This is a genomic window from Alkalicoccus chagannorensis DSM 18086, assembly GCF_000429725.1.
In the GTDB taxonomy this organism is placed as follows: domain Bacteria; phylum Bacillota; class Bacilli; order Bacillales; family Salisediminibacteriaceae; genus Alkalicoccus; species Alkalicoccus chagannorensis.
Genome location: NZ_KE386944.1, coordinates 12,999 through 28,750, shown reverse-complemented (window position 1 = coordinate 28,750; position 15,752 = coordinate 12,999). Strand labels below are relative to the sequence as shown.

The window sequence follows — 15,752 nt, the reverse complement described above, 5'->3', positions numbered from 1 at the left end:
CGACATGCTTTTCCGTCGGGGCGTCGAGGTTTCAGGGGCCGGGCGACATGCTTCAGAGTGGCAGTCGACCAGCTTTTTGCTTGGCGCTGCTGGACTGATCGAGAAATGATGCTCTACTCTCCCATCCGGATAAAGGAAACGCCGACGGCCCTCTTTTCCGGCCGTCGGCGTTTCTCATGAAGCATCTGTTTCTGCTGCAGGCAGCCGCAGTATGAACCTGGCGCCGCCGTCCGGACGATTTTCTGCCTGCAGGGTTCCGCCGTGGGCTTTGGTGAAGGCTGCAGCAATCGAGAGTCCGAGTCCGAGGCCTTCCCGGCTTCCGGTGCGGGCGGGATCGGCCTGATAAAAACGATCAAACACCAGCTCCTGCCCCCCTGCTTCCAGGCCGGGCCCTTCATCTTCCACCTGAATGACGGCCTCCCCTTCTTCTTCGAACAGCCGCAGCATTACCTGCTTTCCCTCCGGCGTAAACTTCCATGCGTTATGGAGCAGGTTCAGCACGATCTGCCGAAGCCGGTCCGATTCGGCCTCCAGCGTGACTGGCTCCAGCTCGGTGTGCAGGACGAGCTGCTTCTGCTGAAACATCGGTTCCTGCGACGCCGCTGTTTCGGCGAGCAGGACGTCCGCCTGGATCCGCTCCAGCTGCAACGCCGGCGAGCCTTCCGCTTCAAACAGCCGCTCCATCTCCTGGACGAGCCGGACGAGCCGCATCAGTTCGGCGTGCGTCGCTGCCAGCCGGGGTTCCGTCGGCTCCATCACTCCGTCTTGAAAAGCTTCCACCTGACTGCGCAGTGCGGCCAGCGGCGTCCGCAGCTCGTGCGTGACATCCCCGATGAAGCGGCGCCGGCGCTCTTCTTCCCGCTGTAGATGATCCGAAAGAGCACGCACCCCAGCAGCCAGTTCATCGAGTTCCTGTACGTTGTAAGCCGGTGTCTCTGTTAAAGCCGTTGTTTCTTTCAAACCGGAAACGCGCCGGCCGATATCCCGGAGTCCGGCGGTCAGCCGGTTGGCTGCTGCATAGCTGACGACGGCCGCCGCAAGCGTCAGCAGGACAAAGACGAGCAGCATCTGCAAGACCAGCTCCGTCAGAAAGGCCCGCTCGTCACTTCCGTAGCCTCCAGGGAACTGCACGCCGAGGTAGCCGATGACTTCCCCGTCCGACGTCAGTTCATACGTGAGCTCCTCCGCCTCCTCGTCCCCGGCCATCATCCCATGCATGCCGGCCCCGGGCCCCGAGATCGGTTCCTCGTCTTCATCGTAGACGGTGACCATGACATGTTCGTGGCCGCTGCCGGAAAGCATCGGCGGGACGGCTGAGAGGCTGCCCGTTTCTTCGTACGCCCTTTCAATCGAAGCCGCTGTCTCTTCGACCTGCTGTTCCTGCTGGTCCGACAAATAGGCGCCGAAGTTCCGGTCCACACTCCAAAGCACCAGAACACTCATCAGCAGCAGGCTGCCTCCAACGGCCAGCAGCATGAAAAAAAAGTAGCGCTTCTGCAGCGTATTAAGCATCCCGCTCACCCTGGAACTTATAGCCCATGCCGAATACGGTCTGAATCCATTTCGGCTCCGACGGTTCCTCTTCGATTTTTCGGCGGAGGTTTTTGATATGCACATCGATGCTGCGTTCGTATCCTTCGTAAAACCCGTCCTGCTGGACTTTCTCCAAGAGGTCCGCCCGTTCGTATACCCAGCCGGGATGCGCCGCCATCGCTTCCAGAAGCCGGTATTCGATCGGGGTCAGGTGCAACTGCCCGCCCCTCTTATAGACAAGGCGTTCCTTCGGCTTGATCACAAGCTCTCCTTGTTGGAAAGACCAGACTTCCTCTCGTTCCGAAGGAGGCTTCACGCGCCGCATGACCGCGTCCATGCGCACCATGATTTCCCTTGGGCTGAATGGTTTGACGACGTAGTCATCGGCGCCGAGCATCATGCCCTGGATGCGTTCGGCTTCGGCGGCTTTGGCGCTCAGCATGAGGATGGGGGTGGTGCTGGTGCGGCGGATGTCGGTGCAGATGGCTTCGCCGGAGAGGTCCGGGAGCATGAGGTCGAGGATGAGGAAATCGGGCTGCTCCTCATGAAAGCGCTCGAGTCCGCGCCGGCCGTTCGTTTCGCTCGTGACGGTGTGTCCTTCGCGTTTCAAATAGGCTTCGAGGACGTCGATGATCGACGTTTCATCTTCGATAATCATGACGTGCATGTGGCATCCTCCTGCGGTTAATGTCGTAGTGCTATTATAGCATCCGGCCTGCTGATTTGATGCTTCTTCATCAGATCTTCATACGTGATGCGGGTATCTTCATCAGATCTACACAGGTTGTTGATAGGATGAAGATAGAGCAGGAGGGAGAGGCCTTCCTCCTCTGTACACAAAGGAGGCGTTGAACATGAGAAAGGGACTTATCCTGATTGCGGCGATACTGCTGATCGGACTCGCGGCGGCGGGGACTGCGGCGGCGCAGAATGACAGCCTGCCGTTTCAGGAGCACGGCTGGATGCAGGACTGGATGGGCGGCGACGGAAGCATGATGAACGGCGGCCCTGGCGGCATGATGAACGGTGACCGAGGCATGATGGACGGCGGGCATCCGATGAACGAGGAAGAGATGCAGGAGCATCATGAGGAAATGGAAGAGTACCATGGGTCCATGGACGAGTACCATGAGCAGATGGACAGCCATCCCGGTGCCGGCATGCACGGTTCCGGCGGCTGTCAGAACCGGGACTAAAGCTTTCAGAAGCGATACCGGACGACGTGCTTCGTTGGAGCCGTCGTCCGGTTATTAAGCAACATAAATACTGTAAGAGTAGAATACTTTCTACTTCTCTTACCACCAAAACGCCGAAGGCCCATTATTCCTGCCTCCGGCGTTTTTTCATGGGCTATTTTAAGAAAGAAAAGCAATATTATTCTATTATCATAAACAGAGCAGCGAAAAGGCCTCATCTCCGGTCACATGGGAAAGGCAGTGGCTCTTATTGTGCTGCATGATTCTGGTATAATCCGGACTTGTTATGAAGCCGGAACCTGCAGCTTCTTCAGGTCGCTCTTATTTGCGGTACTTCTTTCGTAGTGGTATGTTTTGGATAGTATGCACAAAAAGGAGAACCGACGATGAGTTTTAAACAAGTCCAGTCCAAAAAGATAGCCGAAATTGTCCGGGAGCAGATTGAAGAGATGATCCGCAGCGGCGAACTGCAGCCGGGAGATAAATTGGCTTCTGTCGTGCAGCTGGCAGAGCAGCTGCGGGTGAGCCGCTCTGCTGTGCGCGAGGCGCTCAGTGCCCTCCGTGCTGTCGGCGTAGTCACCATCAAGCAGGGGGAAGGCACGTACATCAACAATATGGACATGCACGAGCTGCTCGATTCCCTGCGCGCCGACCGGCTGCTCTCCCGCAAAGAGATGCTCGAGCTGTTTGAGCTGCGGCGCATGCTGGAAGGCGGCACAGCAGAATACGCTGCGATGCGCCGCTCTGATAAGGACCTCGCTGCGATGCGCGAGGCGTTGTCACAGATGCGCCATGCGGAATCAGGCGATGACGTCGGGGAAGCGGCCGACGTCGCCTTTCATCTGGCTGTAGCCACTGCATCCGGCAACCATACGGTGCTGCGCGTCATGGAACAGCTCGCGGAGACACTCCGCTCGAGCATGTATGAAGCCCGGCGTATCTGGCTTTATACCGAAAAGCGCACAATGCAGAAACTCGTCGACGAACACGAAGCGGTATACGAGGCGATTGCCGCCCAGGACGGCACCGCTTCCCGCAGAGCCATGCTGACGCATCTCGAAAACGTCGAAGCCGTGCTCCTGCGCGGACTGGACCAGGAAAAAAACACGTAACAAACGAGGACGGCCCTGTTTCGGGAGCCGTCCTCGTGCCGTTGCAGCTGTATTTCTTTCACGGGGGCGTCGAGTTCCTCTCAGCGGAAGACAGCCGCTGCTCCAGTGTCTACCGGCATGCGCTCTTTCGGGAGGACGACGAGCGGCACGCTCCGCTTGAACGCAAGCTCCGCCAAGTCGCCGAGAATATCTTTCCTGCCGTCTGCCTCGCCGCTGCTTCCGAGCACTTCGCCGGTCGCAGCATCGACTGTTCCCGGAACGACCCGGTCATCTTCAATCATCAGATGAACCAGCCGATTTTCCACTGCAGCGATCGCAATCTCTTCCAGATGAGCAGAGCCGCCGCCGTTGGCTCTCGCCCGCTCGAACGTACCCACGAGCGTCTTCGTTTTTTCCAGATACAACGGTTCGATGATCTCCCAGACCCGTGTCGTCATCTCCTGTGCATCCAGTGCATCGAAGGCACATTTAACCCCTGCCTCCATCAAATACGGGTTGCTGCTGATTTTCCGGAAATGCCCGTGATGCTCTTTGACCGCTGCCAGAATCAGCGGCAGCTGCGTCTTTTTCGAATGCTGCTCGGTGACATAGCGATCGACAAACCGAAAAAACTTCTCCGTGTCTTTATCGATCTCGTCTTGTTTATCCCCTTTGCCGAAATAAGCGCCCCTGCTTCCTCCACTGCCGCTCACCGAACCTTTATCAATATGGGATTCGGTTGATCGTTCGCCGAGCACCTCTTCCTTCGTCCGCTCCACTTCAGCAGGAATAGCCACTTCGCGGAACCCGTAGCGATTTCCTTCAAATAGGCTGAACGTATGCATATTGAGTCCAAGCAGCTGATAATAGTCGGCCGACTGAAACACGCGGATCAAAGGACTGATATACGGTCGATGTTCCGTCACGACCGTCTCCCGCACCGGCCGCGACAGTCGATACACGACACAGCGGTTCTCCGCAGCAAACACGGCAAGCCCCTCGTCTACCGACCGCCAAAAGGCACGGTCCTGTTCCAGAGCATAGACCGGCTCCAGCAGCTTCTCCCTGTCCACCTCCGGAAACTGATGCTCCAGCACCTGCGCGGCTTCTTTCACAAGCTTGCGGAAAATAATCACGTTCTGCTGCTTTTCGGGTCCTGCTTTCTGCGTCGGCTGGTACAGCGAGACAAACGGGCCTGCCTTTTCGTCAAAAATGGAATGAGGGAATCGTTCTGCCATTTCATACATCCTGCATCCGCCTCCATTCATGGTAACCAGGGGGACTGACGGCATGGCTGAGAAAGATCGTCCGTTTCTGCAGGGGCGGCTGGTTTTTGGGCGAAACGGCGTGCAGTGGACAAAACCGTTGTCTCCCTGCATGAGAACGCATACGTTCTTCTTCTCGAGTAAAAGCGCCGCCCGCGGCAGCAGGCGAGAGCTTTCTTCTATTATACTACGAGCGGACGCTTGAAAGCGGGACATTTCTTGATCTTTTTGCTTGAAACGAGCCACCATCGAAGCGCCCGATGGCTCGGTTCTCCTGTTTGATGTGAAAAGACGCTTTCCGCGAAAAGCCAAAAACTGGCTGCCGCCTTTCCTCGGCAGACATCACATGCACCAAAGCGCGGAGCGCCTTTTGGTCGGAGCGGCGTGTGCCGCAGGCTTGTTGAAGGAAGAAAGGGGGTCTTCCCTGGCAGGGCGCGGCGCCGTCTCCCTCGATGAAAACGCATCTATTCATATTACCAAAAAGCCTTGGAGACAGGCCGGTCATGTACGCAGGACGTACATTCGGGCTCTTCCTCCACGGCTTTTCGTCTGTATCCTTTCGGCCGGAAGCTGGACCGGCTATGCTTCGGTTTCTGTTGCTTCCGCTTTCGCCTTTGCGATCAGTTTCTCCAGCTCCGGTACCATGCCTTTGACGGCTTCTTCTTTGTATACCGTCACCGGCACACCGAGAAACCCGAGCTGTTCCACTTCCTGCTGATACGCCGGATGTTCACGGACGTTGCGCACCTCGTAGGCCATATCATTGGCATCGAGTGCTTTTTTGACGAAGTCGCATTCGACACAGTCATTCGTTGTGTACACGAGCAGACTCATGATGTTGATCTCCTCCTCTCTGCTGATGACGGGCGAGCCGTCGTTTTTTGCGGATCCAGAAATAGAGATAGGCGCCGACACCGAGCAGAAGGAAGGCTGCAATCACATACTGCAGCTGCTGGAACACCGCATACACTTCGCCGACGTTGCCGAGGCTGCCGAGATAGAGCATCGGCGGACCGACGACAAACACGCCGAGAAACGTGAAGATGCCGTAGCGGACAGGTCCGATGCGGCAGACGGCTGCAACGTAGACGATGTAGCCCATCCCGAGGGTCCGGCCAATCGCGATCGTTGCGTTACGGTTGCGCTCCATGAAACGAATCATCTTCTTCACCCGGACGGACGTCATCCGCCGCTGCACGACATGCTGCCAGCGTACCGCAATGACGTACGGAATATAGGACACCACTGTATAGGCTCCTGCACCGAGCAGGCTCAGCCAGAGAAAATCCAGCCCGGCCGGATTCATGACGTACCCATAAACGAGGAACACGATCGCCGCCGGGAAGGGGACAGACAGCCCTTCCACGCTGACGCCGATCACCAGGCCGATCCAGCCCAGCTCCCGCAGAAATTCAAATATGATCTCGAGCACTGCCTCTCCCCTCCTCCGCTGTCTTGTCATCGTCTCTAATTTATTCCCTTTTTCCAGCGAAAAAAACTTCCGCCTGATTCCAACAAAAGCGATCGGAATGGATTTCCTTCTATTCTGAACATTGGTACACTGGAGAGGTAGACTCACCATCATGAAGGAGGACGAAAAGAATGGATAAAGAAACCCTCGTTAATATGCAGGCCCCACTGAAAGATCAGTATAAAGAAGATGCCGAAGCCGCTGTGGTAACGCTCTCTGCGGAAGGCCAGGTAGGCGAAGGCGTTTCCTGCAGCGTACAGACAGGTAAAGCCCTCGTCGAAGCCGGCCTCCACCCGGCCACTGGCGGACCCGGCACGCAGGCGTGCTCCGGCGACATGCTGCTCGAAGCCCTCGTTGCCTGCGCCGGTGTGACCCTGCAGGCGGTCGCAACCAACATGGAGATCACGATCCGCAGCGGGACTGTAAAAGCCGATGGCGAACTCGACTTCCGAGGTACTCTCGGCGTCTCCAAAGAAGCGCCGGTCGGCTTCAAATCCATCAACCTCACCTTCGACCTCGACACGGACGCAGACGAAGAGCAGGTTGCTGTGCTGAAAAAGCTCACCGAACGCTACTGCGTCGTCAAGCAGACGATTGAAAACCCTGTCGCTGTTGATACGACGATTCAGACGTAAATCAAACGAACCTGTCCGGCCGATGCCGGGCAGGTTTTTTTGATCGGAGAAAGAAGGAGGGGAGTTCCCGGTCCATGTTTTGGACGCAGCTCGGACGTTCAGAGCGTAAGGGCGGACGCAGCGCGCGGAGGAGCAGACGTAACGAGCCCGCCGGCGGTCACTCAGCGAGAATCAGCGGCGATTTCGGCGCTGGGCGGTCACTCCAAGGAGCGCTGCGGAAACTCAGGAGCCGCGCTCGGTCACTCAGCGTCACGCGGCGGCGCATTGACTGAGCCCGTCGACGTCTCCTTCAGAAACCCAACCACCAATCACCCAAGCCCTTCCGGTCCCCGGCTGCTCCGCCAGCCGCGGAAACGAGGGAATGTCGGGCTGAAGGTTCTATTGTCTCTCCTTCGACTGGTTCCGGCTCCATAAAAAACGCCTCAGCATGCTGCTGAGGCGTGTCGTGTTTCTATACGATTAACCCTGCTGGCCGTTTTTCACCCAGCTGGCTACATCGACAGTACGCTTTGCCTGGTGCTTGACTGCGTCCTGTACGTCTTCGACCATGTTGCCTTCTTGGTCTACAGTGACGCTTGTGCCGTACGGGTTACCGCCTGCTGCAAACGTGACTGGATCAGAGTAGCCTGGTGCTGCGATGATCGCGCCCCAGTGCATCATGGATGTATACAATGCCTGGATGGTTGCTTCTTGACCGCCGTGCGGGTTCGCTGCGGAAGACATGCCAGTCACGACTTTGTTGACGAGCTTGCCCTGTCCCCAGAGTCCGCCTGTTGTGTCGAGGAACTGCTTCATTTGACCCGGCAGGTTACCGAAACGTGTCGGTGTACTGAAGATAAACGCATCCGCCCAGTCCAGGTCGTCCGGTGTCGCTGTCGGGATGTCTTTTGTTTCTTCCAGGTGCGCTCTCCACGCCGGGTTGGAGTCAATCGCTGCATCCGGTGCGAGTTCCGCCGCGCGGACCAGCTTCACTTCGGCTCCAGCTTGTTCCGCTGCTTCTTTCGCCCATACTGCCATCTTGTGGTTCGTACCTGTAGAACTGTAATACACAACCGCTACTTTTACTTGTGCCATGCTCGATCTCTCCTTTTTGTTTGGAAATAAATTGTCCAGCAGTCCCATCGTGCAACGCTCCTTCTGCAGCGTTTCTGCTGCGGGTGATTGCTAACCAGCTGCTGCTTTCCTTCCGAAAGGAAAACAGATCACTAAGTTACTTTTCGTAAGTAATCGTATAACAGTAAGCAGCTCTTGTCAATGCTTTTAGTTACAAAAAGTAATTAATATTAAAAAAGTTAGTTATATGCTACACTATCGTTACCATGATAGAGAAGAGGAGTGGCAGCGATGAAAGAAGTGTGTCCGCGGTTTGAATCAGCAATGTCTATGCTCGGCCGGCGCTGGACCGGCCTGATTATTTACCAGCTTCTCCAGGGACCCCAGCGGTTCTGTACGATCGAATCCGCCCTCGGGATCAGCGGACGGCTTCTGTCGTCCCGGCTGAAGGAGCTCGAGGAGAACGGCCTCGTCGACCGGACCGTCTACCCGGAGACGCCTGTCCGCATCATTTATGAACTGACCGATCAGGGAGAAGAGCTCGAGCCGGTCATGCGAGCGCTGGAGACGTGGTCCGAGCGCTGGATGACCTCCAGCAGCTGCTGAGCTTTCTTCTTTTCGGCACACGCCTTTACCGGGTAAAATGAAAGAACCTGGAGGTGGTTATGATGAGTCTGACAGCGAATGAAGAAGCCCCTTTGCACCCCTCACTGACCCTGCTGCAGATCGGGCATAAACAGGAAGCAGCCAATCAGACGAATAAAGAAAAGCGAGCCGCTCTGTCCAGACTGGATACAGCAGCGGAGAGCGCGCTTGCTGCTCTTTCGCCTGACGAACAGGAAGCCTGGATACAGCTGACCGGCCTTCCGGATGTGCTGCTCCCGGTACCGGTCGACGGCGCGGATGAACTGTTCCCGACCTTGATGCGCCCGGAAGCCTTCTTATGGGAAGAAGCGCCGCAGGGCTATCTGTCGTATGATCCGCTCCACTTTTATGCGAAGCCGTATGCGCAGCTGTCGAAGAGCCAGCTGCAGCGCCATATAGAAGACGTCACTGCGCAGTATGTTTCTGCTGCGCGCATTCATGCCGAGCCGCGGGAACACTGGCTGCAGCAGATCCGCCGCGCCTTTGACGATCATCCGTTCACCCGGCTCGCCCGGGAAAAGCAGCACGTCGTACAGGCGGTCGAGACCCTCAACCGGTCCTCGCTGCTTTCCGTACTGAAGGAGCCGGAGGATGTTGCCTACTGGCGGCACCGAGTCGAGATCGTGCTGCGTCCGTACCGGATGATCCCGCCGGACTGGCGCTGGGACATGTGCCGGCACGACAAGCAGCTGACGATCGACGGCCGCATGCTCCGCTGCACGTGCGCCGACTGCGGGTTCTACGTGCAGTATGATCCCGATGAAGACCACCTTTTCCTGCCGGAAGAAGTGCTGATGCCGCGGGCTGTAAAGCGGATTGCGACAATCGAGCGGCAGTTTAACGAGATGGCCGTCCGCACACCGAAAGTGATCCGGCAGCTGCAGGGGCTCCAGCAGATCGAGCGGCGGCTCGCGCAGGAAACCGACCGGATCCGCCGGCTGCTGCAGATGCAGGACGACCTCGGAGAACACGCTCCCTCCTTCCCGGTCCTGCACACCGCGCGTCTGCTCGAGGCAGCCGTCCTGCCGGAAACGGACGTGGAGCCGGAGCTGCATTCGCTCGCAGCAGTGGATCTCCCGGATATCGCGCTGCTCCGGCACGCAGATGCCGACTGGCTGGACGAAGACGTTTCCCGGTTGCTGTCCGATGCGGAGACCGCGTTGAAAGCAGCACTGGATGCGGCGGCACCAAGGCCGGACGACGTCGTCTTTCAGCGGGCCGGCTGGGAGCTGCTGCGCGCCGATCAGGAGCGGATTGAAGCGTACCTGCTTACGACGGAGCAGCCGGTGACATTCCACATGCTCGTCCGCATGCTCTATGGCCGCCCGACGAACAAGCTGCGCCGGTTCCACCTGCACGAAGCCCCTATTTTCGGGCTGCTCGCCGACTGGCCGGAAAAACACATCCACCGTGCTGTCAAAGCCGTTATTGACGTGCACGGCCTGCAGGAAGAGTAATAGTCAACCTCCTTTTTGTGCTATAGTTGCCAAAAAGGAGGTTTTTTTATGTACCCAGCTGATCTTGGAGACGGGGTGACCATGCGCATGTTCCGTAAAGACGATGCGTGGGACCTGTCCGCCCTCCTCCTCGCCTCGAAACCGACGCTGCGCCCCTGGCTCACCTGGGTGGATGCCATGGAGACAGAAAAAGACAGCCGGGCATTCATCCAGCGGACGCTGCAGGCGACGGTGGACCAGGGCGGACTGATCACCTCGTTTGCCGTGCTCGTGGACGGCCAGCTCGCCGGTACTGCCGGCTTCCATTCCATTGACCGCAGGAACCATACAGCCAATGCCGGCTACTGGCTCGGCAGCGGGTTTCACGGCCGCGGCATCATGACGAAGGCGCTGGACGCGCTCCTCCATTACGGGTTCGACGAGTTCTGCTTTCACCGCATTGAAATCCGAGCGGCGGTTGCCAACGAAAAAAGTCGTGCCCTCCCGGAACGATTTGGTTTCGTCCGGGAAGGCACGCTGCGTCAGGCCGAGTGGCTGTACGATCATTTTGCCGACCATGCCGTCTATGGCCTGTTGAAGTCAGAGTGGCAGCAGCATCAGGACTTGTCCTCCTGATCATCAGCGCTGTCTTCTTCGTCGCGGACGGATTCGAGAATCACGCCCTGACGGAATCCGCCTCGTTCGACTTTTTTCTTCTCCCGCGCTTTGGCCACGTCCTCATCGGAGTAGTCGTGATGCTCCCGGAGCGCTTCCAGTACTTCGTACACATCTGCCAGCTCCTCGACACTCGGCTCTTCCTCCAGCTCGTCGATTTCTTCTCGCAGCTTCGCAAAAAGCAGGCCGCGGAGCTCCTCGGGCCGGGCGAATCGGGCGCGGGCGATCTGTCCTTCTTCTGCTACCACTTCCGGGATTAAATCCCGCACGAGTTTATGGTACTTTGTCATGTTCTGACCCCCTAACCTAGTAAGTTTCACAAATATATACTTATCTATCACTCTTTTTTCTTTTCTGTAAACCAACTATAACTCCTAGTATACTTACTAAAATAACAGATAGTCTCAGAAAGTGTCTTATGACAAAACTTGATTGGTTTGAATCTATTTGTTTATTTTGACGGTACTGGTTTTGAAAATAAATCATCTTACTTTCTAAATTATTAATATATCTTAAGTCGCTCTCGTCAAAATCAGCTCTATCATGTTCCTCCTCAAATCTATCAACTAAAACTGAGTAACTAATGTATTCATCATGATAACGTTCAGTTGCAGTATGAATCCAAAATAAATTAACGCTTGTTACAAAACCTATTAAAATCCATATCCATATGCACGATTTAATTCTATCATTCTCATAACAGAAAGCATGGAATATTTTAAAAAACATTCCTACTATTATAAAAGATGATAAGTAAACAAAAAATGTAAGATCACCTGAGTGTGCACTTCCAAAAATGTTTGGTGTAAGCCAGATTGTTAACAAAAATATAAATAAGCCAAAAAGACTTGCAGAATTAGAAATATAATTCTCTCTCATAGAATTCCTCCTAAAATAGGTTGTTAATTAGTGATAGAACTTAAATAAATCATTTGAAATAAAAAGTACAATTATACTAAATCGATACACCATATACTAAAATTACTTCTATGGCTTTAAATGAGCACTAGATCTTCATTTTCACCAAGCTAATATATTGAGTTTGCATAATTCAACAAATCTAATTTATGGATTTTTGCGTACCATCAACGGAATCTAAGTATTTACATTACATTATTAAAAGGTGATTAGAAATGCTAAAACTGACAATAACCATAGTTATTATTATTGGCTTTACAATTTTTTTAATCTTCAATAACCCTACAGAAGAAGTCTATATGGAAGGACCGGCCGTTCAATTCGGCAGTTCGGTGTCCACGATCGACTCGATTATTATCAACGGCACGTACACGCCGGAACACGTGTCGCTGCGATGGGAGGCACTGACGTCGTTTTTCCGGGGCGGCACGGATGTTCGCAGTGTCTGGGTAACGCCGGCGCATCTGGACGTAGAACTGTATGAAGAAGGCGAATCGATGACCAGCGGGCAGGGGATCCGGGGAGAATTTCATCAGCAGCGGATGCACGCTGTCGTCCGCGATGGCGGTGCCGTCACACCGTTTACGATCGTTGTCGATGAGGACTATTCCACGGCTGTTCTTCAGCATACAAGAGACGACGGCGAAACTGTGGAAACGGTCGTCCCCGCGGCCACCGAAGAAGAGGGTGCCGCCATCATGGAAGACGTCCTCGGCAGTGCGCACTAGGAGTACGAACGTTTTTTCAGATACTGGAGCTGCGGAAGGATCGAGAGCCGCATTTGGTCGAAAAGGTGCGCGTCGCAAACTCTGCAAGGGAAGAAAAGCTTTTTCTTCCCGCAATCACCCCTTTTGGATACTTATTATCCAACCTGCCCGGCCGATGCCGGGCAGTTTTTTTGATCGGACCAAGAGAAGTGGAACTTCTGTGTCCGTGTTCTGGACGCAGCTCGGACGTTCGCAGCGTCGGAGCGGTCACTCATCTGCTGCTCTCGGTCGCACCAGCTTCGTCCGCAGACGCTGCGATGCGCACAGCGGCCGTTCCGGTGCCGGGCGGTCACTCACGCGGCCGGAGCGGTCACTCGGAGACCGCGCTCGGACGCAGCATTCCTGAAAACGGCGCTGCGGCTACAGGCCTCCCAACGGAACCATCCCAACTCTTGCCTTCGAGTGCGTTGCTGAGGTGCTTTCTTTCCATCATCGAAAGGCCCGGGCATCCTGCCAGCTTTCTCTCCGGAATGATTCCCTGTATACTGGAAATAGAGAACATAAGGGGGAGTTTATCATGAAAAAGGGATACATAGCCGGCGCCGTCGGGGTTTCCGTGCTGCTTGCCGGCTGCTTTGGCGAAGACCCGCCGAATCCGGAGGAAGAAGCTTTGGTTCCCTATCTCTTAGCCTGGCAGGACGGAAGCTACGAGGCAATGGACGGCGTGGATGCCGATCTGGCCGAACGGTACGAGCTCATTTACGGGGACCTGCAGGCGGAGGTGGGGTCGCTCGATTTCGACGCACGCGATTTTGAGGAAGAGGACGACATCGACCTTGGGGAAATCCAGGAGATCGACTACAGCGTCTCGGTTAGCATCGAGACACTTGCCGGCGAACTGAACTACGATACGACGGTGCCGCTGGAACGAACAGAAGACGAGGACGGTCCCGGCGACTGGGAAGCGGTCTGGCAGCCGGACCACCTGCTGCCGGGGATGCAGGCGGAAGACGATTCGATCCGAGTGGCTTATGAAGAACCCGTTCGAGGGGAAATCATGGACCGGAATGATGAACCGATCGCGCAGAATGGAGAGGTGTACGAAGCAGCGTTCGTGCCGGAATCAGCGGAGGATTTGGAAGCTTCAACAGAAGCCTTCGCGGACGTCATGGAGCTCGATGCCGATGCGGTATATGAGGCGGCGAACCAGTATCCGGACAACCCGGACTGGGCTGCGCCGGTGCAGCTCGTCGCCTACGATGACCCGCGGGTCGAGGAGCTGCTCGAGATTGACGGGGTGCTCCTGAACACCGAAGAAGGGCGGCAGTATCCGCTCGGACGAAGCGCCGGTCACCTTGCCGGCCATATCGGTCCGATTACCGGCGAAGAGCTGGAAGAGGTTGACGACTATCCGAGCGATGCCGATATCGGCAAATACGGCATCGAATATTTTGAAGAGGAAACACTGCGCGGGGAGCGCGGCGTTGAAGTCCGGATTGTCGATGCTTCCGACGAGGTGCGCGAAGTGATTCAGTCCGAGCAGCCGGTGGACGGCGACGACATCACGCTCACGATCGACAGCAGCTACCAGGAGCTGACGGCGGGAGCTCTGGAAGGGGAGTCCGGCGCTGCGGTGCTCCTCGATGCCGACACCGGTGAAACGCTGGCGCTTACGAGCGGACCATCGTTCGACTCGAATCTGCGCTACCTCGAGCTCCCGGATCCAACCGTCGACGAGCTGGATACCGTGGAGCAGCTGTTCGAACAGCGCTTCCGCCAGGCCTATTCGCCGGGCTCGATTTTCAAACCGGTGACCGCCGCGATCGGCCTCAACGCAGGCACGCTCGATCCGGAAGCGGCGCGTACGATTGAAGGAGACCAGTGGCAGCAGGACGAGAGCTGGGGCGGCTTTGAAATCACCCGCGTGAACGACAGCGTGACAGAAGTGGATCTCGATACGGCGATGGCCCTCTCGGATAACATTTACTTCGCGCAGGAGGCGCTCGACCTCGGGGCAGACACGATGCTCGATGGTGCCGAAGCGTTCGGCTTCGGGGAATCATGGGACTACCCGCTTCCGCTGCAGGAGGCGCAGCTCGCCAACGATGACACGATCGACGAAGACATCCTGCTTGCCGACACCGGCTATGGGCAGGGGCAGGTGCTCAGCTCTCCTGTCCACATGGCAGGGCTGTACACGACGTTCACAGACGGTGCTATGACCGAACCGGTGCTGCTGATGGACGACGAGGCGGAAGCATCACAGCCTCTGGAGGAAGAAACGCTCGGCATTATCCGGGACACCCTCGCTTCGGTCGTGCAGGATCCGGACGGGACGGCCTACCGGGAAGATCCGGGGCATGACCGGGATGTGATCGGCAAAACCGGCACGGCGGAACTGAAATCGGAGCAGACCGTGGAGGATGGAGATCAGATCGGCTGGTTCGCCAGCCTCGATGAGGAATACGTTCTCGTCGTCATGCTGCAGGACGCCGACAGCGGCGAGGCGGTCGATGTGGCGAATGCCATCTGGAGCGGCCTGTAGGAGACCAAAAGCACGCAGCACCTTTTTGTCGGAACGGCGTGCATCGCAGGTTCTTGGAGGGAAGCATGGGTTCTTCATGCTTCCCGAGCAGCAAACGATGCCGCGTCTTCTCCTTTTGACCAAGCGAAAAAGACCGTCTCTGCACGCCTGTGCGGGGACGGTCTTTGTTCTCGTCTTACTTCATTTTACTTCGCTTCGGCTTTTTCCGGCAGCTTGATCTCGATCTCCTGCATGGAACAGCGGGAGCGGAGGCCTTTTTCCGTCAGTTCATCGACGTCCTTTTTCGCTGAAGGCAGTTCTTCCAGTACGGCCCGGAGCATGGAATACAGCGGGTACGCTTCGTTGATGCTGTAAATCTGCCACTGGTCGTGACGGTGGGACGTGATCATCCCTTCTGCTTTCAGTTTGCGGAGGTGCTGGCTGGCGGATGGCTGGCTGATATCCAGCAGTACTTCCAGATCGCAGACGCACAGGCCGCTGATCTGCAGGTAGCGGAGCATGTGCAGTCGCTTTTCGTCTGCAAGCAGCTTAAACATGGAGGCATACGAAGATACGGTTGTATCTGTCATGCTGCTCACCTCT

General features: G+C 56.2%; 17 protein-coding genes. 8 read left to right on the top strand and 9 right to left on the bottom strand.

The features are described from left to right. Positions 1-174: 174 nt before the first annotated feature. The gene (locus tag G477_RS0115000) at positions 175-1,512 is read right to left on the bottom strand and encodes a sensor histidine kinase (protein ID WP_026698618.1); all 1,338 of its coding nucleotides are present in this window, start codon (positions 1,510-1,512) and stop codon (positions 175-177) included. Beyond that, on the bottom strand, positions 1,505-2,200 hold the full coding sequence (locus G477_RS0114995) for a response regulator transcription factor (protein WP_026698617.1): 696 nt from the start codon (positions 2,198-2,200) through the stop codon (positions 1,505-1,507). The genes G477_RS0115000 and G477_RS0114995 overlap by 8 nt, the downstream gene beginning before the upstream one ends. A gap of 187 nt (positions 2,201-2,387) precedes the next feature. Between G477_RS0114995 and G477_RS0114990 the strand changes: the two genes are divergently transcribed. Next, positions 2,388-2,729: a hypothetical protein gene (locus G477_RS0114990; RefSeq protein WP_026698616.1), complete on the top strand. Its 342-nt coding sequence runs from the start codon at positions 2,388-2,390 to the stop codon at positions 2,727-2,729. A 386-nt stretch (positions 2,730-3,115) separates the two neighbouring features. Then, entirely contained in the window at positions 3,116-3,841 is a 726-nt protein-coding gene (locus tag G477_RS0114985) for a FadR/GntR family transcriptional regulator (RefSeq protein WP_026698615.1), read from the top strand. Positions 3,842-3,921: 80 nt separating this feature from the next. Here G477_RS0114985 and G477_RS0114980 read toward each other — a convergent pair whose 3' ends face one another. The 3 genes from G477_RS0114980 to G477_RS0114965 all read right to left on the bottom strand — a co-directional run bounded on the left by G477_RS0114980 (position 3,922) and on the right by G477_RS0114965 (position 6,517). Beyond that, entirely contained in the window at positions 3,922-5,067 is a 1,146-nt protein-coding gene (locus G477_RS0114980; protein ID WP_026698614.1) for a baeRF3 domain-containing protein, read from the bottom strand. A gap of 597 nt (positions 5,068-5,664) precedes the next feature. Next, a complete protein-coding gene (locus tag G477_RS0114970; RefSeq protein ID WP_051288089.1) occupies positions 5,665-5,919 on the bottom strand; it encodes a glutaredoxin family protein in 255 nt (84 codons plus the stop codon). Beyond that, entirely contained in the window at positions 5,891-6,517 is a 627-nt protein-coding gene (locus G477_RS0114965) for a TVP38/TMEM64 family protein (RefSeq protein ID WP_026698611.1), read from the bottom strand. Before G477_RS0114965 ends, G477_RS0114970 begins: the two co-directional genes overlap by 29 nt. Before the next feature lie 170 nt (positions 6,518-6,687). On the opposite strand from G477_RS0114965, the gene G477_RS0114960 reads away from it, so the two are divergent. Continuing rightward, positions 6,688-7,191 carry an OsmC family protein gene (locus tag G477_RS0114960; protein WP_026698610.1) on the top strand — a complete coding sequence of 168 codons (504 nt, stop codon included), beginning with the start codon at positions 6,688-6,690 and terminating at the stop codon, positions 7,189-7,191. 459 nt (positions 7,192-7,650) lie between these two features. On the opposite strand, the gene wrbA is transcribed toward G477_RS0114960, so the two are convergent. Then, positions 7,651-8,265 (bottom strand): NAD(P)H:quinone oxidoreductase, encoded by a 615-nt coding sequence (gene wrbA / locus G477_RS0114955; protein ID WP_026698609.1) that lies wholly within the window; start codon positions 8,263-8,265, stop codon positions 7,651-7,653. Between the two features lie 270 nt (positions 8,266-8,535). Between wrbA and G477_RS0114950 the strand changes: the two genes are divergently transcribed. From G477_RS0114950 to G477_RS0114940, 3 genes are all read left to right on the top strand, one after another. Continuing rightward, positions 8,536-8,850, top strand: a complete 315-nt coding sequence (locus G477_RS0114950; protein ID WP_026698608.1) for a winged helix-turn-helix transcriptional regulator — start codon at positions 8,536-8,538, stop codon at positions 8,848-8,850. 62 nt (positions 8,851-8,912) lie between these two features. Further along, positions 8,913-10,346 (top strand): RQC-minor-2 family DNA-binding protein, encoded by a 1,434-nt coding sequence (locus G477_RS19825; protein WP_051288087.1) that lies wholly within the window; start codon positions 8,913-8,915, stop codon positions 10,344-10,346. Between the two features lie 48 nt (positions 10,347-10,394). After that, positions 10,395-10,961 (top strand): GNAT family N-acetyltransferase, encoded by a 567-nt coding sequence (locus G477_RS0114940; RefSeq protein WP_026698607.1) that lies wholly within the window; start codon positions 10,395-10,397, stop codon positions 10,959-10,961. Here the strand turns inward: G477_RS0114940 and G477_RS19820 are convergent. Beyond that, the gene (locus G477_RS19820) at positions 10,943-11,290 is read right to left on the bottom strand and encodes a nucleoside triphosphate pyrophosphohydrolase (RefSeq protein ID WP_051288085.1); all 348 of its coding nucleotides are present in this window, start codon (positions 11,288-11,290) and stop codon (positions 10,943-10,945) included. The two genes, G477_RS0114940 and G477_RS19820, sit on opposite strands and share 19 nt — an antisense overlap. A gap of 40 nt (positions 11,291-11,330) precedes the next feature. Further along, positions 11,331-11,879: a hypothetical protein gene (locus G477_RS0114930; protein ID WP_026698606.1), complete on the bottom strand. Its 549-nt coding sequence runs from the start codon at positions 11,877-11,879 to the stop codon at positions 11,331-11,333. Positions 11,880-12,133: 254 nt separating this feature from the next. Here G477_RS0114930 and G477_RS0114925 point away from each other — a divergent pair, with 254 nt between their 5' ends. Continuing rightward, on the top strand, positions 12,134-12,646 hold the full coding sequence (locus G477_RS0114925) for a hypothetical protein (protein ID WP_156897374.1): 513 nt from the start codon (positions 12,134-12,136) through the stop codon (positions 12,644-12,646). 556 nt (positions 12,647-13,202) lie between these two features. Then, positions 13,203-15,170 (top strand): penicillin-binding transpeptidase domain-containing protein, encoded by a 1,968-nt coding sequence (locus tag G477_RS0114920; RefSeq protein ID WP_026698604.1) that lies wholly within the window; start codon positions 13,203-13,205, stop codon positions 15,168-15,170. A 185-nt stretch (positions 15,171-15,355) separates the two neighbouring features. On the opposite strand, the gene G477_RS19815 is transcribed toward G477_RS0114920, so the two are convergent. Beyond that, positions 15,356-15,739 carry an ArsR/SmtB family transcription factor gene (locus tag G477_RS19815; protein ID WP_051288083.1) on the bottom strand — a complete coding sequence of 128 codons (384 nt, stop codon included), beginning with the start codon at positions 15,737-15,739 and terminating at the stop codon, positions 15,356-15,358. Between the last annotated feature and the right edge of the window lie 13 nt (positions 15,740-15,752).